At 71.4% G+C, this 21209-nt stretch carries 18 protein-coding genes; 7 read left to right on the forward strand and 11 right to left on the reverse strand.

The window, feature by feature from the left end; translation table 11 throughout:
- The first annotated feature begins 95 nt into the window (after positions 1-95).
- Entirely contained in the window at positions 96-2258 is a 2163-nt protein-coding gene (locus tag ACZ53N_RS17580) for a SpoIIE family protein phosphatase (protein WP_469141721.1), read from the forward strand.
- 100 nt (positions 2259-2358) lie between these two features.
- Here ACZ53N_RS17580 and ACZ53N_RS17585 read toward each other — a convergent pair whose 3' ends face one another.
- Together ACZ53N_RS17585 and ACZ53N_RS17590 are read right to left on the reverse strand one after the other, a co-directional pair.
- Positions 2359-3426: an AI-2E family transporter gene (locus ACZ53N_RS17585; RefSeq protein WP_469141722.1), complete on the reverse strand. Its 1068-nt coding sequence runs from the start codon at positions 3424-3426 to the stop codon at positions 2359-2361.
- A 138-nt stretch (positions 3427-3564) separates the two neighbouring features.
- Entirely contained in the window at positions 3565-4518 is a 954-nt protein-coding gene (locus ACZ53N_RS17590; RefSeq protein WP_469141723.1) for a pirin family protein, read from the reverse strand.
- Between the two features lie 156 nt (positions 4519-4674).
- Here ACZ53N_RS17590 and ACZ53N_RS17595 point away from each other — a divergent pair, with 156 nt between their 5' ends.
- Positions 4675-5619: a trypsin-like serine peptidase gene (locus ACZ53N_RS17595; protein ID WP_469141724.1), complete on the forward strand. Its 945-nt coding sequence runs from the start codon at positions 4675-4677 to the stop codon at positions 5617-5619.
- 101 nt (positions 5620-5720) lie between these two features.
- Here the strand turns inward: ACZ53N_RS17595 and ACZ53N_RS17600 are convergent, their stop codons facing one another.
- On the reverse strand, positions 5721-6173 hold the full coding sequence (locus tag ACZ53N_RS17600) for an SseB family protein (protein WP_130878671.1): 453 nt from the start codon (positions 6171-6173) through the stop codon (positions 5721-5723).
- A gap of 128 nt (positions 6174-6301) precedes the next feature.
- Between ACZ53N_RS17600 and ACZ53N_RS17605 the strand changes: the two genes are divergently transcribed.
- The 4 genes from ACZ53N_RS17605 (at position 6302) to ACZ53N_RS17620 (ending at position 10723) form a co-directional block, all read left to right on the forward strand.
- Entirely contained in the window at positions 6302-8143 is a 1842-nt protein-coding gene (locus ACZ53N_RS17605) for an acyl-CoA dehydrogenase (RefSeq protein WP_469141725.1), read from the forward strand.
- A gap of 130 nt (positions 8144-8273) precedes the next feature.
- On the forward strand, positions 8274-9566 hold the full coding sequence (locus ACZ53N_RS17610; protein ID WP_469141726.1) for a M18 family aminopeptidase: 1293 nt from the start codon (positions 8274-8276) through the stop codon (positions 9564-9566).
- A gap of 198 nt (positions 9567-9764) precedes the next feature.
- Complete coding sequence (locus tag ACZ53N_RS17615; RefSeq protein WP_469141727.1) at positions 9765-10412, forward strand: DUF4232 domain-containing protein; 648 nt, start codon at positions 9765-9767, stop codon at positions 10410-10412.
- Between the two features lie 86 nt (positions 10413-10498).
- Positions 10499-10723 carry a DUF6458 family protein gene (locus ACZ53N_RS17620; RefSeq protein WP_130878667.1) on the forward strand — a complete coding sequence of 75 codons (225 nt, stop codon included), beginning with the start codon at positions 10499-10501 and terminating at the stop codon, positions 10721-10723.
- A gap of 19 nt (positions 10724-10742) precedes the next feature.
- Here ACZ53N_RS17620 and ACZ53N_RS17625 read toward each other — a convergent pair whose 3' ends face one another.
- Positions 10743-12542 carry an NHL domain-containing thioredoxin family protein gene (locus ACZ53N_RS17625; RefSeq protein WP_469141728.1) on the reverse strand — a complete coding sequence of 600 codons (1800 nt, stop codon included), beginning with the start codon at positions 12540-12542 and terminating at the stop codon, positions 10743-10745.
- A gap of 74 nt (positions 12543-12616) precedes the next feature.
- Positions 12617-13399, reverse strand: coding sequence for a carbon-nitrogen family hydrolase (locus ACZ53N_RS17630; protein ID WP_469141729.1), 783 nt, complete (start codon positions 13397-13399; stop codon positions 12617-12619).
- A gap of 203 nt (positions 13400-13602) precedes the next feature.
- On the opposite strand from ACZ53N_RS17630, the gene ACZ53N_RS17635 reads away from it, so the two are divergent.
- Entirely contained in the window at positions 13603-14433 is an 831-nt protein-coding gene (locus ACZ53N_RS17635) for a maleylpyruvate isomerase family mycothiol-dependent enzyme (RefSeq protein WP_469141730.1), read from the forward strand.
- A 53-nt stretch (positions 14434-14486) separates the two neighbouring features.
- Here the strand turns inward: ACZ53N_RS17635 and ACZ53N_RS17640 are convergent, their stop codons facing one another.
- From ACZ53N_RS17640 to pdhA, 6 genes are all read right to left on the reverse strand, one after another.
- Positions 14487-15788: an MFS transporter gene (locus ACZ53N_RS17640; protein WP_469141731.1), complete on the reverse strand. Its 1302-nt coding sequence runs from the start codon at positions 15786-15788 to the stop codon at positions 14487-14489.
- A 14-nt stretch (positions 15789-15802) separates the two neighbouring features.
- The gene (locus tag ACZ53N_RS17645) at positions 15803-16456 is read right to left on the reverse strand and encodes a GntR family transcriptional regulator (RefSeq protein WP_469141732.1); all 654 of its coding nucleotides are present in this window, start codon (positions 16454-16456) and stop codon (positions 15803-15805) included.
- Positions 16457-16540: 84 nt separating this feature from the next.
- Positions 16541-17353, reverse strand: coding sequence for a helix-turn-helix transcriptional regulator (locus tag ACZ53N_RS17650; protein WP_469141733.1), 813 nt, complete (start codon positions 17351-17353; stop codon positions 16541-16543).
- Between the two features lie 221 nt (positions 17354-17574).
- The gene (locus tag ACZ53N_RS17655; protein ID WP_469141734.1) at positions 17575-19038 is read right to left on the reverse strand and encodes a dihydrolipoamide acetyltransferase family protein; all 1464 of its coding nucleotides are present in this window, start codon (positions 19036-19038) and stop codon (positions 17575-17577) included.
- Between the two features lie 22 nt (positions 19039-19060).
- Positions 19061-20041, reverse strand: a complete 981-nt coding sequence (locus ACZ53N_RS17660) for an alpha-ketoacid dehydrogenase subunit beta (protein WP_130878659.1) — start codon at positions 20039-20041, stop codon at positions 19061-19063.
- 2 nt (positions 20042-20043) lie between these two features.
- Positions 20044-21192, reverse strand: a complete 1149-nt coding sequence (gene pdhA / locus ACZ53N_RS17665) for a pyruvate dehydrogenase (acetyl-transferring) E1 component subunit alpha (RefSeq protein WP_469141735.1) — start codon at positions 21190-21192, stop codon at positions 20044-20046.
- Positions 21193-21209: the final 17 nt, after the last annotated feature.

The following is a 21209-nucleotide window of genomic DNA, read 5'->3' on the forward strand; positions in this document are numbered from 1 at the left end:
CACAGCACGTGTGCAAGGGTACTGCCCCACCTGCCATCGGTCGTCGCCCATTCTCAGACCTGCATAAAGCTGACTAACCCGCTTAAAGTGGGGCAATGCGCACCGAGGACGTACTGGCAGCCGTGGCGACCGGCCTGTGGCACTGGGACAACGCCTCGCGCATCGCCACCTTCGACGCCGAGGCCGCCCGTCTCCTGGGCCTGCCGGCGGAGCGCGTCGAGCTGACCGAGTCGGCCGCCCGCGCCCGGTTCCACGCCGTGGACTGGGTCGAGATCATGGGCATCATCAATCTGGCCGTGGCCGAGGGCACCCTCGCCGAGGCCCGGCTGCGCGTGGTCGACGACGTGGGGCGGGTGCTGCGGACGGTGCGCAGCCGCTCCCGGCCCGTGGCGGGCGAGAAGGATTACCTGCTGGTCGGGACCGTTCAGGAGGTCCCCGAGGCACAGCCCGGCACGTCCGCCGTCCGGGCCCAGGTGACCGGCGACTGGCGGCGCAACCGCGAGGCCTTCCTGCTCGACGCGGGCCGGGCGCTGGCCGAGGCCCGCTCGACGGCCGAGGTGCTGCGGGTCGCGGCGGGCCTGTCGATGCCCGGCTTCGTACCGTCGGGACTGGCGGTCTTCAGCGCCGAGGGCAACCGGGTGAGGGTCATCGGCCACCAGGGCTACGGTCCGGGTGAGGCGGAGCCCTTCCTGGACCTGCCGATGGACGCGGCCTACCCGGCGGCCGAGGTCATCCGCACCGGCCGCGCGATCTATCTGCCCAACCCCGAGGACTACGAGCGCCGTTTCCCCGAGGCCTGGAAGCAGGTCGCGCACTTCGGCCGTCAGTCCTGGGCCTTTCTGCCGCTGATCAACGCGGGTCACTCGATCGGCGCCTGGATGGCCGGGTTCTCCATCCCGGTCAGCTTCACCCCCGACGAGCGGTCCGTGCTCACCACCGTCGCCCGGATGCTCGCCCAGGCCCTCAGCCGGGCCAGCCTCCACGAGTCGGAGCGCGAGCTGACCGTCGGCCTCCAGCGCTCGATGATGCCGACCGTCCAGCCGGACATCCCCGGCATGAAGGTGGCCGCCCGGTACGTCCCGACCGGCGGCGGGCTGGAGGTGGGCGGCGACTGGTACGACATGATCCCGCTGCCCTCGGGGCGGATCGCCCTGGTCATCGGGGACGTCCAGGGGCACGACGTACGGGCCGCGGGGCTGATGGGGCAGCTGCGGATCGCGCTGCGCGCGTACGCCTCCGAGGGCCACCACCCCGACGCGGTCCTCTCCCGGGCCTCGCGCTTCCTCTCGGGCGTCAACGACACCGAGACCGAGGACACCGACCCGCGCTTCGCCACCTGCCTCTACATCGAGGTCGACCCCGCCACCGGGCTCCTCGACATCGCCCGCGCCGGGCACCCCGAGCCCGCGATACGCCTCAGCGACGGCACGGTGCTCGTCCGGCCCACGGCGGGCGGCCTGCCGCTCGGCATCGTCCCCGACACGGACTACCCCACCACCCGGCTCGTCCTCGAACCCGGCGAGACGATGATGGTCTGCACGGACGGGCTCATCGAGACCGGCGGCCACGACCTGGAGACCGGCTGGAGCCGGCTGCGCGAGGTCATCGAGGGCTTCCCGCTGGACGGCCGGGAGGGTGCCGGTGATCTGGAACAGCTCGCCGACGCCCTCGTCCAGGCCGTCCACGGCCCGCCCTCCCACTACACCACCGGCCCGCTGGTCGACCGGCGCGAGGACGACATCGCCGTGCTCCTGCTGTCCCGCGAGGCCCCCGCCCCCGCCGGGACCGGCCGCGTCACGCTCCCGCACCCGGCCCGCCGCATGGTCCTGACCATCGCCCAGGCCGAACCGGAGCGCATCGCGGAGTGCCGGCACCAGCTCGGCGAGCTCATGCACGACTGGCGCGACGTGGACCAGATCGACTCGGCGGTGCTGATGGTCTCCGAGATGGTCACCAACGTCCTGGTCCACACGGACGGGGACGCGCTGCTGGTCGCCGAGATAACGGGCGAGCAGGGCGAGCGCTGTCTGCGCGTCGAGGTCGAGGACGGCAGCGACGAGCTGCCGCACCGCCGCCACCCGGGCGAGATGGCGTCCTCCGGACGCGGCCTGGTGCTGATGGAACTGCTCGCCAGTGCGTGGGGGGTCGACCCCCGGGGCGAGGGCAAGAACATCTGGTTCGAGCTGTTCGAGGCGTCCGGGGCGTCGGGCACACACGGGACGCTGCTGAGTCCGGAGGGGCTGGCGGAGGTGACGTAGCGCCTTCGGCTGCGGGCCGTCGTTGCCGCCTGCGGCGGCGGGCGCCCTGCGGGCGCGTCCTCAATCGCCGGACGGGCTTGAAACAAGCCCGCCCGGTGGTCTACCCGCCCGCCCGGGACCGCGGAGCGTAATGCGCGCGCAGCTCCGAGACGACGCCGAAGACCGCCGCCGTCAGCGGCACGGCGAGCAGCATGCCGAGGATCCCCGCGACGCTCGCACCCGCCGTGATCGTCAGCATGACCGTCGCCGGATGCATCTGCACCGTACGGCTCTGGATCATCGGCTGGAGCACGTGCCCCTCCAGCACCTGTACGGCCAGCACCACCCCCAGCACCCACGCGGCCGTGCCGAGGCCCCGGTCGGCCAGGGCCACCAGAACCGCGACCGCTCCGGACAGGAAGGCGCCGAGGTAGGGGATGTACGCGGTGACGAAGACCAGCGCGCCGAGGCCCGCCGCGCCCGGCACCCGCAGGATCAGCAGCCCGGCCATGATGCACACCGCGTCGATCAGCGCGATGAGCGTGGTGCCGCGCATGAACCCCTCGACCGCCCGGTACCCGCGCCGTCCCATCGCCTCCAGGCGGGGGCCGGAGTTCCCGGGGGCGAGGGCGTGCACCGTGGCGGCGGCCTTGTCGGAGTCGCGCAGGAAGAAGAAGGTGAGGAAGAGGGCCAGCACGGCGAGGGCGATCATCTCGCCGACGACGCTGAGCCCGGACAGCACACCGGAGGCGGCCGTGCTGCCGAACTTGCCCAGCAGTTCCTTGCCGTTGCTCGCCAGGTCGTCGAGCGAGGTCCCGGCGGCGCCGAAGTGGTCCGCGAGCTTCCGGGCGGCTTCCTTGACCGAGGCGATGATCTGGTCCCCGGTGTCGATCAGCGCGGCGGCCACGACGTAGCCGGTGCCGCCGACGACCGCGAGCAGCAGCAGGCAGGTCAGCGCCGCCGCGAGCGAGCGCCGCACGCCCATCGCGAGCAGCCGTCGGTGCACGGGCCCGAGCAGCGCCGTGCCGAGCAGCGCGAGCAGTACGGGCGTGACAGCCGCCTTCAGCTGGACGCACAGCCACACCCCGACGGCGGCGACCCCCGCGACCAGCAGCAGGACCAGGCACCAGGCCGCCAGCTTGCGCACGGCACGGGGCAGCAGCGGCTTCAGCTCCGATTCGGTCGGCACGGGCTCAGCGCATCACGGTGATGCGCTGAGAGCTCGGTGGTCGGGGCCGGGTGGGTGAGGGGTGTGCGCACCCCCGCTGCGGCGGCGGGCGCCCGCAGGGCGCTCGCCGCCGCAGGCGGCACGGACGGCCCGCACGAACTACACGGCGTCAGCCGGCACCGTGCCGAGGCGGCCGGCCTGGTAGTCCTCGAAGGCCTGCGCCAGCTCCGCGTGGGTGTTCATGACGAACGGGCCGTAGTGCATCATCGGCTCCCGGATCGGCTGCCCGCCGAGCAGCACGAACTCGAAGTTCGGGCCGCGGGTGTCCTGCTTGTCGTCCGCCCGGACCGTGATCGAGTCGCCGTTGCCGAAGACCACGGACTGCCCCATTCCGAACGGCCGCCGCTCGGCGCCCGCCGTGCCGCTGCCGGAGAGCGCGTACGCGAGGGCGTTGAAGTCCGGCCGCCAGGGCAGGGTGAGTTCCGCGCCCGGGTTGAGGGAGATGTGCGTCATCGTGATCGGCGTGTGGGTGATGCCCGGGCCCTCGTGGCCGTCGATGGTGCCCGCGATCAGCCGCAGCAGCGCGCCGCCGTCGGCCGAGGTGAGCAGCTTGACCTTGCCGCCGCCGATGTCCTGGTAGCGGGGGGCCATCATCTTGTCGGCCTTCGGCAGGTTCACCCACAGCTGGAGGCCGTGGAAGAGCCCGCCGCTGACGACGAGGGACTCCGGCGGGGCCTCGATGTGCAGCAGACCGGACCCGGCGGTCATCCACTGGGTGTCGCCGTCGTTGATCGTGCCGCCGCCACCGTGCGAGTCCTGGTGCACGAAGGTGCCGTCGATCAGATAGGTGACCGTCTCGAAGCCGCGGTGGGGGTGCCAGGGCGTGCCCTTCGGCTCGCCCGGTCCGTAGTCCACCTCCCCCATCTGGTCCATCATGATGAACGGGTCGAGGTACTTGTAAGAGAGCCCCGCGAAGGCCCTGCGGACGGGGAAGCCCTCGCCCTCGAAACCGCTCGGCGCGGTCGCGACGTGCAGCACCGGCCGCTGCCGGCCGTCGGCCGGGGCGGCCACGCGGGGCAGGGTCAGCGGGTTCTCTACGGTTACTGCGGGCATGACAGCCTCCTCGGTTGCGACGCCTTCAAGTTAGTTGAAGAGTGAACAACCTGCAAGGGCGCCCCCATTCCCGGGGCACCCGACGGCCGCACTCCGGGGCACGCGCCGGGCGCGCGCCTCCGGCGCGAACATCATTCGAACGTGGACACTGGGTGAATGCGCCTGAAAGCCACCGACCGCGGCTACGCCTCGGGTCCCGCCGGGACAGCCGCTCTGATCGCCGCCGTCCTGGCCCTGATCGTGATCGGCCTGCTGATGGCGACCCGCGGTCAGGCCTCGGACGCGCCCCTGGCCGAGGGCGACGCCGACGGGCACTACGAGGAGCCGAGGGCCCTGGGCGACGAGAGCGCCGAGGCGATGCGGTCGGTGGTCCGCACCCCGGCGAAGCCCCCCGTGCCCGCACCCGCGGCCGTCGGCTCCGGCAGCGACCCGCTGCCCGCCTCGAAGCCCCTGGAGGCCCGCGAGAGCGACCCCTCGCCGGCCGTGGGCCCGCTGTTCTACACGGGCGAGGGCGAACCGGACCACAGCTGCAGCGCCGGCGTCGTCCACAGCCCCCGGGGCGATCTGGTCGTCACCGCCGCCCACTGCGTGTACCAGCGCGAATTCCGCACCGACATCGCCTTCGTCCCCGGCTACCACGACGGCCTGGCGCCCTACGGCGTCTGGGTGCCCACGTCCGTCGACATCGCCCCCGAGTGGGCCGCCGGCGGCGACCAGGACCACGACGTGGCGTTCCTGCGGGTCCGCCGGGTGGGCGACGACACCCCCATCGAGCGGGTCACGGGCGCCGAGCGCATCCGCTTCCGCCCCGAGCCGGACCGCCCGGCCCGGGTGATCGGCTACCCCATCGGCGAGGAGCGCCCCCTCGCCTGCCAGAACACCACCGGCACCCGCGGCCCCACCCAGCTGCGCTTCGAGTGCCACGGCCTGCCCAACGGCACCAGCGGCGGCCCCATCCTCACCGACGTCGACCGGGCCACGGGCCTGGGCACGATCAACGGCGTCCTGGGCGGCTTCCAGGGCGGCGGCGACGACGAGACGTCGTACAGCTCGTACTTCGGCGACGACATCGAGAAGCTCTACCGCCGGGCGACGGGTTAGCCGCGAACGTCGGCCCCTGCGGGCCGTGGCGTGCGCACCTTCGCTACGCGAAGGTCGTCCTCAATCGCCGGACGGGCTGCATGCAGCCGAACCGGCCACGGTCAGCCATACATCCGGCGCATCGCGAAGTCGACCATCTGCTCGACGGCCTTCGCGTCGAAGACCATCCGGTGGTCGCCCTCCATGTCCAGCACGAAGCCGTAGCCGGTGGGCAGCAGATCGATGACCTCGGCGCCTGTGATCACGAAGTACTTGGACTCCTTGCCCGCGTACCGCCGCAGCTCCTTGAGCGAGGTGAACATCGGGATCACCGGCTGCTGGGTGTTGTGCAGGGCGAGGAAGCCCGGCGTGTCCCCGCGCGGGCAGTAGACCTTCGAGGTCGAGAAGATGATCTGGAAGTCCTCGGCGGACATCGAGCCCGTGGTGAAGGCCCGCACCGCGTCGGCCAGCGACGGCGGGGACGGCTCGGGGTAGAGCGGCTGCTCGCCGTAGCCGCCGGACTGCTGCGGCGGGGCGTAGCCCTGTGTGCCCACGTTCTGGTCGTAGCCGTACATGCACCGAAGCGTACTCAGTCACAGTTGGGCGATCAGGGGTTGCGTCTTATTACCGACCGGTAGCATCATGGAAATTACTGCCCGGTAGTTGTTGAGGATCCACCTCCCACCCTTACGGAGCCGTTGTCATGGGCCACTACAAGTCGAATCTCCGCGACATCGAGTTCAACCTCTTCGAGGTTCTCGGCCGCGACAAGCTGTACGGCACCGGCCCGTTCGCGGAGATGGACGTCGAGACCGCCAAGAGCGTCCTCGCGGAGATCGCGCGCCTCTCGGAGAACGAGCTGGCCGATTCCTTCGTGGACGCCGACCGCAACCCGCCGGTCTTCGACCCGGAGACCAACACCGCTCCGGTTCCGGCCAGTTTCAAGAAGAGCTACCAGGCCTACATGGACGCCGAGTGGTGGCGTCTCGGCATCCCGGAGGGCATCGGCGGCACCACCGCGCCGCGCTCCCTGCTCTGGGGCTTCGCCGAGACCATCCTGGGTGCCAACCCGGCGATCTGGATGTACTCCTCCGGCCCCGCGTTCGCGGGCGTGCTCTACGAGGAGGGCACCGAGGAGCAGAAGCGCATCGCCAAGCTCGCGGTGGACAAGCAGTGGGGCTCCACCATGGTGCTGACCGAGCCGGACGCCGGTTCGGACGTCGGTGCCGGCCGCACCAAGGCCGTCAAGCAGGAGGACGGCTCCTGGCACATCGAGGGCGTCAAGCGCTTCATCACCTCCGGTGAGCACGACATGGCGGAGAACATCTTCCACTACGTGCTGGCCCGCCCCGAGGGCCACGGCCCGGGCACCAAGGGTCTGTCGCTCTTCCTCGTGCCGAAGTTCGAGTTCGACTTCGAGACCGGTGAGCTGGGCGCGCGCAACGGCGTCTACGCCACCAACGTCGAGCACAAGATGGGCCTCAAGGCGTCCAACACCTGCGAGATGACCTTCGGCGACAAGCACCCCGCCAAGGGCTGGCTCGTCGGCGAGAAGCACGACGGCATCCGCCAGATGTTCATGATCATCGAGTTCGCCCGGATGATGGTCGGCACGAAGGCCATCGCCACCCTCTCCACCGGCTACCTCAACGCGCTGGAGTACGCCAAGGAGCGCGTGCAGGGCCCGGACCTGGCCAACTTCATGGACAAGGCCGCCCCCAAGGTCACCATCACGCACCACCCCGACGTCCGCCGCTCGCTGATGACGCAGAAGGCGTACGTCGAGGGCATGCGCGCCCTCGTCCTCTACACCGCCGCCGTCCAGGACGAGATCCTGGTCAAGGAGCACGCGGGCGACGAGGCCTCCCTGAAGGAGGCCAAGGCGCTGCACGGTCTCAACGACCTGCTGCTGCCCATCGTCAAGGGCTACGGCTCGGAGAAGTCCTACGAGCAGCTCGCGCAGTCGCTCCAGACCTTCGGCGGCTCCGGGTACCTCCAGGAGTACCCGATCGAGCAGTACATCCGTGACGCCAAGATCGACACGCTGTACGAGGGCACCACGGCCATCCAGGGCCAGGACTTCTTCTTCCGGAAGATCGTCCGCGACCAGGGCCAGGCGCTGACCACCCTCTCCGAGGAGATCAAGAAGTTCCTCGCCGAGGCCGCCGGCGGCGAGGACCTGGCCGCCGCCCGCGACCAGCTCGCCAAGGCCGCGGTCGACCTGGAGGGGATCGTCGGCGCGATGCTGACCGACCTCGCCGCGACCGAGAAGGACGTCAAGTCCATCTACAAGGTCGGTCTCAACTCCACCCGCCTGCTGATGGCCTCCGGTGACGTCGTCATCGGCTACCTGCTGCTCAAGGGCGCCGCGGTGGCCGCCGAGAAGCTCGGCTCCGCCTCCTCGAAGGACAAGGCCTTCTACGAGGGCAAGATCGCGGCGGCGAAGTTCTTCGCCCAGAACATCCTGCCCGGCGTCTCCGTCGAGCGTTCGCTCGCCGAGTCCGTCGACAACTCCCTGATGGAGCTGGACGAGGCCGCGTTCTAAAGGTCTGCTCCAGGGATTGATCCCGTCATGCGCGAGGCCCGCTTTCCCCTGGGGAGGCGGGCCTTTCGCATCTCGCGCATCAACCGTGCAAGACCCCCCGATCACTTGCCCTGATCCTTATCCTGAGGCCATGAGCTCTGCGCACCGCTTCGACCGCGGCCACACCGACGACCTGATGACCTTTCTCGCGGCGAGCCCCTCGCCGTACCACGCGGTGGCCAACACCGCCGAGCGGCTGGAGAAGGCGGGCTTCCGTCAGGTCGCGGAGACCGACGCGTGGGACGCGTCGACCGGCGGCAAGTACGTGACGCGCGGTGGGGCGATCATCGCCTGGTACGTGCCGGACGGGGCGACCACGGCCACCCCCTTCCGGATCATCGGTGCGCACACCGACTCCCCCAACCTGCGCGTCAAGCCGGTGCCGGACACCGGCTCGCACGGCTGGCGGCAGATCGCCGTGGAGCTCTACGGCGGGACGCTGCTCAACACCTGGCTCGACCGCGACCTCGGCCTCTCCGGCCGGATCACCCTGCGGGACGGCAGCCACCACCTCGTCAACGTGGACCGGCCGCTGCTGCGCGTGCCGCAGCTCGCCGTGCACCTCGACCGGTCGGTGAACTCCGAGGGCCTCAAGCTCGACAAGCAGCGCCACATGACCCCGATCTGGGGCCTGGGCGACCCGCACGAGGGCGACCTCATCCGTTTCGTCGCCGAGGAGGCGGGCGTCGCGGCCGAGGAGGTCACGGGCTGGGACCTGATGGTCCACAGCGTCGAGGCCCCCGCCTACCTCGGACGCGACCAGGAGCTGCTGGCCGGCCCCCGGATGGACAATCTGCTGTCCGTGCACGCCGGCATCGCCGCGCTCACCGCGGCCACCGCGTCCGCGAGCCTGCCGTACATCCCCGTGCTCGCCGCGTTCGACCACGAGGAGAACGGCAGCCAGTCCGACACCGGCGCCGAAGGCCCGCTGCTGGGCAATGTCCTGGAGCGGTCCGTCTTCGCCCGCGGCGGTTCGTTCGAGGACAAGGCGCGTGCGTTCGCCGGCACGGTCTGTCTGTCCTCCGACACCGGCCACGCCGTGCACCCCAATTACTCCGAGCGCCACGACCCGGGCCACCACCCGATGCCCAACGGCGGCCCGATCCTGAAGGTCAACGTCAACCAGCGGTACGCGACCGACGGCAGCGGACGGGCCGTCTTCGCCGCCGCGGCCGAGCGGGCGGGCGTGCCCTGGCAGCACTTCGTCTCCAACAACTCCATGCCCTGCGGCACCACCATCGGGCCCATCACGGCCGCCCGGCACGGCATCACCACGGTCGACATCGGCGTCGCGATCCTCTCCATGCACTCGGCGCGCGAGCTGTGCGGGGCGGATGACCCGTACCTTCTCGCGGGTGCGCTGACCGCCTTCTTGGAGGGCTGAGGCCCGGCTGTGCCGCCTACGGCGGCGGGCGCCCTGCGGGCGCGTCCTCAATCGCCGGACGGGCTGGATATGGCTGAGCCCAGCCAATCGCAGCCCGTCCGGCGATTGAGGACACCGCCGCGCAGCGGTGGTCCGCCCGCACGGGTGGGAAGATCGGCCTTACCGGCCCGTCAACCGTCTCATCGGGGAGAAACCACCATGTCCATGCGCACCCGCATAGCCGCCGCCGCGCTCAGCGCCACGGCCGCCCTCACCCTCACCGCCTGTGGTGGTGGCGGAGACGACGCGGGCTCCACGTCGGACAAGACCGGCCCGGCCGGCACGGCGTCGCCCGCCAAGGACGAGGAAGCGGCGGCGGAGGCCAAGGGCGGCGAGAGCGGCTCCGCGGCCGGCAGCAGCGACAAGGGCAAGAGCGCCGCGCCCGGCGTCTGCGCCTCGGGCACCGTCAAGGTCGAGGTCAAGGCCGTCAGCACGCCCGTCAACCACCTGCTGGTGGTGGCCACCAACACCTCGAAGTCGGCCTGCACCGCGCACGGCTATCCGTTCCTGCGCTTCGACCAGGACCAGGCCACGACCCCCGTGATCGACAAGAGCCGCCCCCAGGCTCCCGTCACCCTCGCCCCGGGCAAGTCCGCCTACGCGGGCATCATCACCTCCGCCGCCGACGGTTCGGGCGGCACCGGCCGCAAGGCCAAGAAGCTCGCCGTCTCCTTCCAGGGCCCGGGCGACGGCAGCAGCGTCGGCGACAAGGTGGACGCCCCCCTGCCCGGCGGTTCCGTCCACGTCGACGACCAGGCCCAGGGGACGTACTGGCAGGACAGTCAGGCCGCCGCGCTCAAGTGGTAGCGGACCGACGTTGATTGGCCGGCCCGGTCCGGGGTACCCGCACCCCAGCGAACCGGAACGGCCAATCGACATCGGAGGCGTTTGCCATGGGTATGGGCGGCTGCATCGGTCTGATCGCGGTGGGGGCCATCCTCACCTTCGCCGTGGACTGGCACATGGACGGCGTGAACGTCACCCTGCTCGGCCTGATCCTGATGGCCGTCGGCATCCTCGGCGTCTGCGCCTACGTCAGCATCTTCCAGCGACGCAGGACGCAGCCGCCGCCCCCGGCCGCGCCCGTCGTCGAGGAGGAACACCGCTACACGCGCTGACCCCGGCGCCCTGAGCCGCTTACGTGTCCAGGCCCGCCAGGACCAGCGGCAACCGCTCGGCGCCGCCGGGCACGACGCGCACCGGTACCCCCCAGTCCTGCTGGTGCATGTGGCAGGCGGGGTATTCGTTCTCCGGGTCGTCGTCGCAGGACGCGGCCATCGCCGAGACGTGCAGCACGCCCTCGGTCATGCCGTCCGCCAGCACCAGGTCGCGGCCCAGGTCCGTACCGGTGCCCGAGCCCTCTGCCAGGAGTTCCGGCGGGGTCGAGCTCACCAGAAGACGGGTCGACGGCCCGTAGCGGGTGTCCAGCTTCTGGCCCGTCGGGGCCTGGAAGACGACGTCCAGCCGCAGCCGCCCGGGCGCGACGTCGGTCGCCGCCCGCTGGGTGCGGTGCGCGACGGACTCCACCCGAACGGCCTCCTCCGGCAACCGCAGCCGTGTCAGCCGGTGCCGGGCGGACTCCACGACCACGATGTCGTCGCCGACGAGGACCGCGTCCGACGGCTCCCGCAGGTCCGTCGCGAGCGTGGTGACCTCGCCGGTCGCCGGGTCGTAGCGGCGCAGGGCGTGGTTGTACGTGTCGGAGACGGCCACCGAGCCGTCGGGCAGGGCGGTCACCCCCAGTGGGTGCTGGAAGAGGGCCTGACCGGCCTCGCCGTCGCGGTGTCCGAAGTCGAAGAGCCCCGTGCCGACGGCCGTGCGGACCGCGAAGCCCTCACCGTCCCGCTCGACGTAGCGCAGGGCGCTGGTCTCCGAGTCCGCGACCCACAGCCGGTCCTCGGTGGCGGCCAGCCCGGACGGCTGGGCGAACCACGCCTCGGGCGCCGGTCCGTCGACCAGCCCCTCGTTCGTCGTACCGGCCGCGACCTCGACGGTGCCGGTCGCCGGGTCGTACGTCCACAGCTGGTGCACACCCGCCATGGCGATCCACAGCCGGTCCGCGAACCAGGCCACGTCCCAGGGGGAGGACAGGTCCACCTCGGTGGCGGGGCCGGAGGTGGGGCGGCCCTGCATCCACTGGCGGCCGGTCCCCGCGAGGGTGGTGACGGCGCCGGTGGCGGGGTCGTAGGCGCGCAGGGCGTGGTTGACCGTGTCGGCGACGGCGACCGTGCCGTCGGGGAGCAGCGCCAGGCCCTGCGGCTCGCTGAAGCCGTCGGGGCCGAAGCCGCGCTCGCCGGAGCCGACGCGTCGCACGACGCTCTCGCCGTCCGCGGCCAGCTCGACGAGCTGGTGCCGGGTGGAGTCCGAGACGAGGAAGGTGCCGCCGGGGAGCAGCACGGCCTTGCCGGGGAAGCGCAGATCGGTCGCGACCGGCTCGGGGGCGACGTAGGGGCCGTCGCCGCGCCGCAGAGTGCCCTTGGCCGCGTGCTCGGCCTCCAGCTCGCCGACGAGCTGCTCCAGGGCGTGGGCATGGCCCTCGCCTGCGTGCTGGGCGACGACGTAGCCCTCGGGGTCGATGACGACGAGCGTGGGCCAGGCCCGCACGGCGTACTGCTTCCAGGTGGCGAGTTCGGGGTCGTCCAGGACGGGGTGGTGCACCTCGTAGCGCTCGACGGCGTCGACGACGGCCTGGTGCTCGGCCTCGTGGACGAACTTCGGCGAGTGCACACCGATGATCACGACGGTGTCGCGGTGCTTCTCCTCCAGCTCCCGCAGCTCGTCCAGGACGTGCAGGCAGTTCACACAGCAGAACGTCCAGAAGTCGAGGATGACGATGCGTCCTCGCAGGTCGGCCAGGGTGAGGGCGGTGCCGCCGGTGTTCAGCCAGCCGCCCTTTCCGATGAGTTCGGGGGCGCGGACGCGTGCGTGTGGGGCCATGCCCCTATCCAACATCACCGGTCGGCGCGGGTATTCCTGCCGGGCCGGGCGGGCCCGGCCCGGCTGCTTCCGGGCTACTTCCGGCCCAGCACCCGGTCCTTCAACGCCGGGAAGTCCTCGCGGACCTTGGCGACGCGGGCGGTGTCCAGGTCCACGGTGAGGACCTCCTCGCCCGTGCCCGCCTCGGCCAGGACCTCGCCCCAGGGGTCGACCACGATGCTGTGCCCGGCCTGCTCGACGCCCGCGTGGGTGCCCGCGGTGTCGCAGGCGAGGACGTACGACTGGTTCTCCACGGCCCGCGCCTTGGCGAACAGCGTCCAGTGCTCGCGGCGCCGCGCCGGCCAGCCCGCGGGGACGACCAGCGTCTGCGCGCCCGCGTCGACGAGTGCGCGGAACAGCTCGGGGAAGCGCAGGTCGTAGCAGGTCGCGAGGCCGAGGGTGGTCTGCGGCAGCGGCACGGTGACGGCCTCGGAGCCGGGGGCCATCATGACGGCCTCGCCCTTGTCGAAGCCGAAGCGGTGGATCTTGCGGTAGGTGCGGACCAGGTCGCCCTTGGGCGAGAAGACGAGGGAGGTGTTGTAGAGCGGGCCGTCAGGGTCCCGCTCGACGATCGAGCCCGCGTGCAGCCAGACGCCGGTGTCCCAGGCGGCCGCCGCCATGGCCTCGGCCGTGGGGCCGTCCAGCGCCTCGGCCTCCTCGGCGAAGGACTCGTACGCGAAGGCGCCCACCGTCCACAGCTCGGGCAGCACCACGAGATCGCTGCCCCGCTGCTCGCGCACGAGGGAAGCCACTCGCGTCCGGCGCTCGGCGACCGGCTCGTCCGGGTCCACACCGATCTGGATCAAAGAGGCGCGCACAGTACCACCACTCTCAGCATTCGAACCGTCGGCGCGGCACGCGTTCGTCGTTGAAAGCCCTGCCGGGGCGCCCGTGCGCAGCGTAACTTAACTGCATAGAACCCATACAGCACTTAACCGAACTCCAGTAGCAGCACGGCAGTAGCAGCGCAGCCCGTCCGAGCAGTCAGTCCGCGTACGTACCGCACCGCCCGAGGGGTCCCGTGACCGTCCACCCAAGCCTCCAGCCCGCCATCGACGCCTGGACCCATTCCATCGAGGCCATCAACGAATTGGTGAGACCGCTCGCGGAGAGCGAATGGAACCGGGCCACCGAATGCCCCGGGTGGTCCGTGCGCGACGTGGTCTCGCACGTCATCGGCGTCGAGTGCGAAATGCTGGGCGAGCCAAGGCCGATACACACACTGCCGCGCGATCTCTACCACGTGACCGACGAGTTCTCGCGGTACATCGAGGTGCAGGTCGATGTGCGGCGCTGCCACACGGCTCTGGAGATGACGTCCGAGCTGGAGTACACGATCATCCGGCGCTCGCGTCAGCTGCGCAACGAGACGCGTTCCCCGCAGGCGCCGGTCCGCTGGCCGCTGGGCAGCGGCAACGAGCAGACGCTGGAACGGGCGCTCACGATAAGGGCCTTCGACGTGTGGACGCACGAACAGGACCTGCGGCGCGCCCTGGGCAAGCCCGGCAACCTCGACTCCCCGGGCGCGGCCCTCACCCGTGACTTCCTGCTTCTCGCCCTGCCCAAGGTCGTCGCGATGGACGCGGGCGCTCCGGCGGGGTCGGCGGTCGTCTTCGACGTGCACGGGCCGCTGGAGTTCCTGCGGACGGTGCGCATCGACGCGCAGGGCAGGGGGGCGATCGACAGCAGTGTGTCGCTGGGGCCGACGGCGACGCTCGCCCTGGACTGGGAGACCTATGCCCGCCTGGCGTGCGGGCGGGTGCGCCCGGAGGCGGTGGCGGACCGGGTGAAGGTGGAGGGTGAGCGGCGGCTGGCGGCGGCGATCCTCCGGGAGTTCGCCGTCACGCCGTGACCGCGGGCACGCCGTGATCCTGCGCGCGTGATCCCGCCGTCGGCCCGCGCCCGTCAGACAGGCACGTGGACCGTCTCCACCCGTGACGCCACCACCCGTTCCCGTTCCCGCCGCTGCGCCCTGGTGCGCAGCCGCAGGATCTGGGACAGGCCGAGCGCCTCCAGCACGAACACCGACGCGAACGCGACCCGGTAGTTGTCGCCGGTCGCGTCCAGCAGCAGGCCCACGGCCAGCAGGGTGGTCATGCAGGCGACGAACCCGCCCATGTTCACGATGCCCGAGGCCGTGCCCTGGCGCTCGGGCGGGTTGGCGGGGCGGGCGAAGTCGAAGCCGATCATCGAGGCCGGTCCGCAGGCGCCGAGGACCACGCACTCCGCGATGAGCAACCACATCGGGGCGTGCGTGCCGGGCCAGACGACGGTCGACGCCCACAGCAGGGCGGTCGCGGCGACGGTGCCGAGGGCGAGCGGCAGCCGGGCGGCCCGGTGCCGGCCGATGACCTGGCCGTAGACGAGGCCGATGGCCATGTTCGACAGCACGACGAGGGTGAGCAGGGCGCCCGCGGTCCCGCGGCTCAGGCCCTGCGCCTCGACGAGATAGGGCATGCCCCACAGCAGCAGGAAGACCATCGCCGGGAAGCCGGTGGTGAAGTGCACCCACATGCCCAGCCGCGTCCCCGGCTCCCGCCAGGCTCGGGCGATCTGCTGCCGGACGAAGCCGCTGCCCGTGTGGGAGTGGGGTACGGGTGCGTACCCCTCGGGGTGGTCCTTGAGGAAGAGCAGCAGCAGGACGAGTACGACCACGCCGGCCGTGGCGCTGCCGGCGAACGTCGTCGTCCAGCCCGCGCTGTGCAGCAGCCGCGCGAGCAGCAGCGTCGAGATCAGATTGCCCGCCATCCCGAACAGCGCCGCGACCTGCGCGATCATCGGCCCGTGCCGGGCGGGGAGCCACCGCGCACCGAGCCGCAGCACGCTGATGAACGTCATCGCGTCACCGCAGCCGAGCAGCCCGCGGCTGGCGAGGGCCGTGCCGTACGAGTGGGAGAGCGCGAACGCGAACTGCCCGGCGGTGAAGAGCACGACGCCGAGCGCCAGCACGTTCTTCGTGCCGAGCCGGTCGACCATCAGGCCGACGGGTATCTGCATGCCGGCGTAAACCAGCAGTTGGAGTATGGAGAACGTCGACAGGGCGGACGCGTTGATGTGGAACCGCTCGGCGGCGTCGATGCCGGCCACACCGAGGCTGGTGCGGAAGACGATCGCGACGAAGTACACCCCGACGCCCAGCCCCCAGACGGCCATCGCCCGCCGCCCGCCGGGTGGGTCGCCGGGCAGCCCGGTGGAACCCCCGCTCATCGCCTCTCCCCCTGTCATCGTTCGTGGCCCTGTGCCAGGTTCCGCACCCAGCTGACGTGCTGGTCGACGATGCCGATGGCCGCCTCCGCGTCCCCGGCGCGCAGCGCTTCGAGGATCTCGATGTGCTCGGCGATGTTCTTCGCGATCCGGTCGGGATGGGCGTGCATCACGGCGACGCCCATGCGCAACTGCCGGTCGCGGAGCTGGTCGTACAGCCGCGAGAGGATCTGGTTGCCCGCGCTGCGCACGATCTCGGCGTGGAAGGCCCGGTCGCTGACCGACACCGCGGCGAGGTCCCCGGCCGCGGCCTGCCGCCGCATGTCCTCCACGAGCTCCTCCAGCCGGGCGAGGAGCGCGGGCGCCGCGGGCACGGCCTTCCCGGCCGCGTGCTTCTCCACCAGCAGCCGGGTCTCCACCACGTCCGCGATCTCCTGCGCGGACACGGCGAGCACCAACGCCCCCTTTTTCGGATAGAGCTTGAGCAGCCCCTCGGCCTCGAGTCTGAGCAACGCCTCCCGCACCGGAGTCCGCGAGACCCCCACCTCACCGGCCAAGTCCCCCTCGGTCAGCAACGTCCCGCCCTCGTAGCGCCGCTGCAGCACGGCGTCCTTCACATGCGCGTACACACGGTCGGCGGCAGGACGCTTGGCGGTGGCGGTTGCTGACATGCGCACAGCATAGATACAACAGGTATCCGTGGGGAGTGGCGTTTCGCGATGCGGGACGCCACATGGCTACCGACCCGACGCCGCTTACACCCCCGCCCAGCCGTCCATGGGGGTGATGAAGACGAAGCGCAGGTCCGGGCGCTGTATGGGGAGGAGGACGTGGGTGGTCACGCGGATTTCCGCGTTGCCGTGGTACGGCAGGCGCAGCCGGAAGACGTGGCCGTCACGGTGCTCGACGACGTCGGATTCCTCGGACCATATGCGGCGGCAGTCGGCGTCGGCTTCGAGGATGTCGTGGACGAGGGTGCGCAGTTGGGCGTCGGCGGGGTTGCTGTTGGCGGCCACGCGGAGCATGGCGAGGTAGATGCGGGCGCAGCTGTCCTCCCAGTCGAGCATCTGCTCGCGGGCCTCGGGGTCCAGGAGGGTCCAGCGCATGAGGTTCGCGCCGGGGCGCAGGACCCAGGGGAACCACTCGCCCATCAGGGGGTTGGCGGCGACGACGTTCCAGGCGACGTCGGAGAGGTAGGCGGGGTAGGAGACCTGCTGTTCGAGCAGGGCCTGGACGCCGCGGGGGAGGTCCGTCGGGTCGGGGGCGAGGAGGCCGGGCGGGCGGCGGCCGCAGACGGCGAGGAAGAGGGTCAGGGTCTCGGCCTCGCTGAGGCGCAGCGCCTGCGCGACGCGCAGCAGGAAGCTCTCGGAGAAGTCCTGACGGCGGCCCGCCTCCAGGGCGCGGTACCAGCCTTCGCTGACCCCGGTCATCCTGGCCACGTGCGCCTGGGAGAGCCGGCGGCCGGGGCGGGGGTGGAGGCCGCGCAGTTCGGGGACGGTCCGGGCGTCGACGCGGGACCGCCAGGCGCGCAGCAGGCGGCTGATGGACTCGCCGTCGACGCGGTTCACGCGCCCTCCAAATTCCGACACTGCAAGTGTTGGTCAATCTTAAGTAAATTGCGCAGCACGGGCCATTCCACCCTCTACCAGGGGTGGGTATATCCCGAGGCCGCTCCGCACACGGGCAGAGGGCCCGGACGCCGCTCTCTCCTCGCTGGAGGGGGGTGAGGAGGGAGCGTCCGGGCCCTTCGTCCTGTTCAGGGGCTCCCGAACAGGCACGCGCGCGTGCGTCAGCCCCAGGTGATCAGACGCTTGGGGTTCTCCAGCACGGCCGCCACGTCCGCGAGGACCTTGGAGCCGAGTTCCCCGTCGACCAGGCGGTGGTCGAAGGACAGCGCCAGGGTGGTGACCTGGCGGGGCTTGACCTTGCCCTTGTGGACCCAGGGCTGGAGCTTGACCGCACCGAACGCCAGGATCGCGGACTCGCCCGGGTTGAGGATGGGCGTGCCGGTGTCGACGCCGAAGACGCCGACGTTGGTGATGGTGACCGTGCCGCCGGACATGTCCGCCGGGCTGGTCCTGCCCTCGCGGGCGGTGGCGATCAGCTCGCCGAGCGCCGCGGACAGCTGGGGAAGGGTCTTGGCCCCGGCGTCCTTGATGTTCGGGACGATCAGACCGCGCGGCGTGGCCGCGGCGATGCCGAGGTTCACGTAGTCCTTGCGGACGATCTCCTGGTTGGCCTCGTCCCAGGACGCGTTGACGTCCGGGTTGCGCTTGATCGCGACGAGCAGCGCCTTCGCGACGAGCAGCAGCGGGTTGACGCGCAGCCCGGCCATGTCGGGGTCGGTCTTGAGCTGCTGGACGAGCTTCATCGTGCGGGTCACGTCGACGGTGACGAACTCCGTGACGTGCGGCGCGGTGAAGGCGCTCGCGACCATCGCCTGGGCGGTGGCCTTCCGCACGCCCTTGACCGGGATCCGCGTCTCACGGGCGGCGAAGTCGGCCGCGGCGGACGGCGCGGGCGCGGCGGGGGCCGCCGGCTCCTCCGCGACCGGGGCCGGTGCCGTGCGCGCGGCCACGGCCGCGTGGACGTCCTCGCGGGTCACGATGCCGTCCGTGCCGGTCGGGACGACCGTCGCGAGGTCGACGCCGAGGTCCTTGGCGAGCTTGCGGACCGGCGGCTTGGCCAACGGCCGGCCGGCGGGCTCCACGGGTGCGGCAGGCGCGGCAGGCACCGGCGCAGGGGCGGTCGGGGCGGTCGGCGCAGGGGCAGCCGGGGCGGCGTGGCCGTTCATCTCCGCCTGGATCGCCGCGGCCATGTGCTGCTGCACCGGCGCGGGCTGCGCCTTGCGGGCGCGGCGCTTGGTCGAGGACGGCGCGGCGCCGTAGCCGACCAGCACGGCCTGGCGGCCCTGCGGCTCCGGCTCGGCCTCGACCGCGGGCGCCGCGGCGGGCGCCGCCGGGGCGGCCTCGGCCGGTCCCGCACCGGGCTGGGTGTCGACCGAAATGATCGCGGTGCCGACGTCCACCGTCACGCCCTCGCCGAAGCGCAGCTCGTGCACCACGCCGTCGAAGGGGATCGGCAGCTCGACGGCGGCCTTGGCGGTCTCGACCTCGCAGACCACCTGCCCGTCGGAGACGGTGTCCCCGACGGCCACGTACCACTTGAGGATCTCGGCCTCGGTGAGGCCCTCGCCCACGTCGGGCATCTTGAACTCGCGGAAGCGCTGGTCGTTGGCAGTGCTTGCAGTCATCGTCACGACTCTCCTCGGCCCCTCAGTACGCCAACGCGCGGTCTACGGCATCGAGCACCCGGTCCAGGCCCGGAAGGTACTCGTCCTCGAGACGCGACGGCGGATAGGGGGCGTGGTAGCCGCCGACCCGCAGGACGGGGGCCTCCAGGTGGTAGAAGCAGCGCTCGGTGATCCGGGCGGCGATCTCGGAGCCGGTGCCCAGGAAGACCGGGGCCTCGTGCACGATCACCAGGCGGCGGGTCTTCTCCACGGACGCCTGGATCGCGTCGAAGTCGATGGGCGACATTGAGCGCAGGTCCAGGACCTCCAGGGACTTGCCCTCCTCCTCGGCCGCCGCGGCGGCCTCCAGACAGGTCTTCACCATCGGCCCGTAGGCGGCGAGGGTGAGGTCCGTGCCCGGGCGGGCGGTGCGGGCCGCGTGCAGCGGGCCGGGGATCGCCTCGGTGTCGACCTCGGAGCGGTCGTGGTAGCGGCGCTTGGGCTCGAAGAAGATGACCGGGTCGTCGCTCTGGATGGCCTGCTGGAGCATCCAGTACGCGTCGGCGGCGTTCGACGGCGAGACGCACTTGAGGCCCGGGACGTGCGCGAAGAGCGCCTCGGGGGACTCGCTGTGGTGCTCGACGGCGCCGATCGCGCCGCCGTAGGGGATGCGGATGACGACCGGCAGCTTGATCTTGCCGAGCGCGCGGGCGTGCATCTTGGCGAGCTGGGTGACGATCTGGTCGTACGCGGGGAAGACGAACCCGTCGAACTGGATCTCCACCACGGGACGGTAGCCGCGCAGCGCCAGGCCGATCGCGGTGCCGACGATGCCGGACTCGGCGAGCGGGGTGTCGATCACCCGGTCCTCGCCGAAGTCCTTCTGCAGACCGTCGGTGACCCGGAAGACGCCGCCGAGCTTGCCGACGTCCTCACCCATGATCAGGACCTTGGGGTCGGTTTCCAGGGCGGTGCGCAGCGAGGCGTTGATGGCCTTGACGATGGAGAGCTTCTCGGCAGCCATGATCAGTTGCTCTCCTCTGCGAAGGACGCCTGGTATGCGGCGAATTGGGCGCGCTCTTCGTCGACGAGGGCGTGGCCGTCGGCGTAGATGTTCTCAAAGATGGCCATGTTGTCCGGGTCCGGCATGGTCCGGACCGCGTCGCGCACCCGCTTGGCGAGGGCGTCGGCCTCGGTCTCCAGCCCGGCGAAGAACTCTTCGTCGGCGTTGCCCTCGCTCTCGAGGTAGGCGCGCAGCCGCAGGATCGGGTCCTTGGCCTCCCACTGCTCGCGCTCCTCGTCCCGCCGGTACTTCGTCGGGTCGTCGGAGGTGGTGTGGGCACCCATGCGGTACGTGAAGGCCTCGATGAGCATCGGGCCCTGGCCGGTGCGGGCGCGCTCGAGGGCGGCCTTGGTGACGGCGAGGACGGCGAGGACGTCGTTGCCGTCGACGCGGACGCCGGGGAAGCCGTAGCCCTGGGCGCGCTGGTAGAGCGGGACGCGGGTCTGCCGCTCGGTGGGCTCGGAGATGGCCCACTGGTTGTTCTGGCAGAAGAAGACGACCGGCGCGTTGTAGACGGCCGAGAAGGTGAACGCCTCGGCGACGTCGCCCTGGCTGGACGCGCCGTCGCCGAAGTAGGCGATCACGGCGGAGTCGGCGCCGTCCTTGGCCACGCCCATGGCGTAACCGGTCGCGTGCAGCGCCTGCGAGCCGATGACGATGGTGTAGAGGTGGAAGTTGTTCTCGTTGGGGTCCCAGCCGCCGTGGTTGACCCCGCGGAACATCCCCAGCAGATTGGTCGGGTCGACCCCGCGGCACCAGGCGACGCCGTGCTCGCGGTAGGTGGGGAAGACGTAGTCGTCGGGGCGGGTGGCCCGGCCGGAGCCGATCTGCGCGGCCTCCTGGCCGAGCAGCGAGGCCCACAGACCCAGCTCGCCCTGCCGCTGCAAGGTGGTGGCCTCGGCGTCGAACCTGCGGGTCAGCACCATGTCCCGGTACAGGCCGCGCAGTTCCTCGGGCGTGAGGTCGATGGAGTAATCCGGGTGCTCGACCCGTACGCCTTCGGGCGTCAGCAGTTGCACGAGCTCCGGCTGTCCCGGCGAGGCGGCCGGCTTTCCGGCGCGCTTGCTGCTGCTGCGTCGCGGCTTGCGCGCGGCAGTGCTGTCCACGGTCACGTGTGCTCCTCCGTCTG

Source organism: Streptomyces sp. NPDC033229, assembly GCF_055576875.1.

Bases quoted from the DNA above. Each gene is read 5' to 3' on its own strand.
- ACZ53N_RS17645 (WP_469141732.1), bottom strand. From the start codon at position 16,456: ATGTCAGCAACCGCCACCGCCAAGCGTCCTGCCGCCGACCGTGTGTAC.
- ACZ53N_RS17605 (WP_469141725.1), top strand. From the start codon at position 6,302: ATGGGCCACTACAAGTCGAATCTCCGCGACATCGAGTTCAACCTCTTC.
- ACZ53N_RS17620 (WP_130878667.1), top strand. From the start codon at position 10,499: ATGGGTATGGGCGGCTGCATCGGTCTGATCGCGGTGGGGGCCATCCTC.
- ACZ53N_RS17655 (WP_469141734.1), bottom strand. From the start codon at position 19,038: ATGACTGCAAGCACTGCCAACGACCAGCGCTTCCGCGAGTTCAAGATG.
- ACZ53N_RS17640 (WP_469141731.1), bottom strand. From the start codon at position 15,788: ATGAGCGGGGGTTCCACCGGGCTGCCCGGCGACCCACCCGGCGGGCGG.
- ACZ53N_RS17590 (WP_469141723.1), bottom strand. From the start codon at position 4,518: ATGCCCGCAGTAACCGTAGAGAACCCGCTGACCCTGCCCCGCGTGGCC.
- ACZ53N_RS17610 (WP_469141726.1), top strand. From the start codon at position 8,274: ATGAGCTCTGCGCACCGCTTCGACCGCGGCCACACCGACGACCTGATG.
- ACZ53N_RS17625 (WP_469141728.1), bottom strand. From the start codon at position 12,542: ATGGCCCCACACGCACGCGTCCGCGCCCCCGAACTCATCGGAAAGGGC.
- ACZ53N_RS17580 (WP_469141721.1), top strand. From the start codon at position 96: ATGCGCACCGAGGACGTACTGGCAGCCGTGGCGACCGGCCTGTGGCAC.
- ACZ53N_RS17600 (WP_130878671.1), bottom strand. From the start codon at position 6,173: ATGTACGGCTACGACCAGAACGTGGGCACACAGGGCTACGCCCCGCCG.
- ACZ53N_RS17660 (WP_130878659.1), bottom strand. From the start codon at position 20,041: ATGGCTGCCGAGAAGCTCTCCATCGTCAAGGCCATCAACGCCTCGCTG.
- ACZ53N_RS17595 (WP_469141724.1), top strand. From the start codon at position 4,675: ATGCGCCTGAAAGCCACCGACCGCGGCTACGCCTCGGGTCCCGCCGGG.
- ACZ53N_RS17615 (WP_469141727.1), top strand. From the start codon at position 9,765: ATGTCCATGCGCACCCGCATAGCCGCCGCCGCGCTCAGCGCCACGGCC.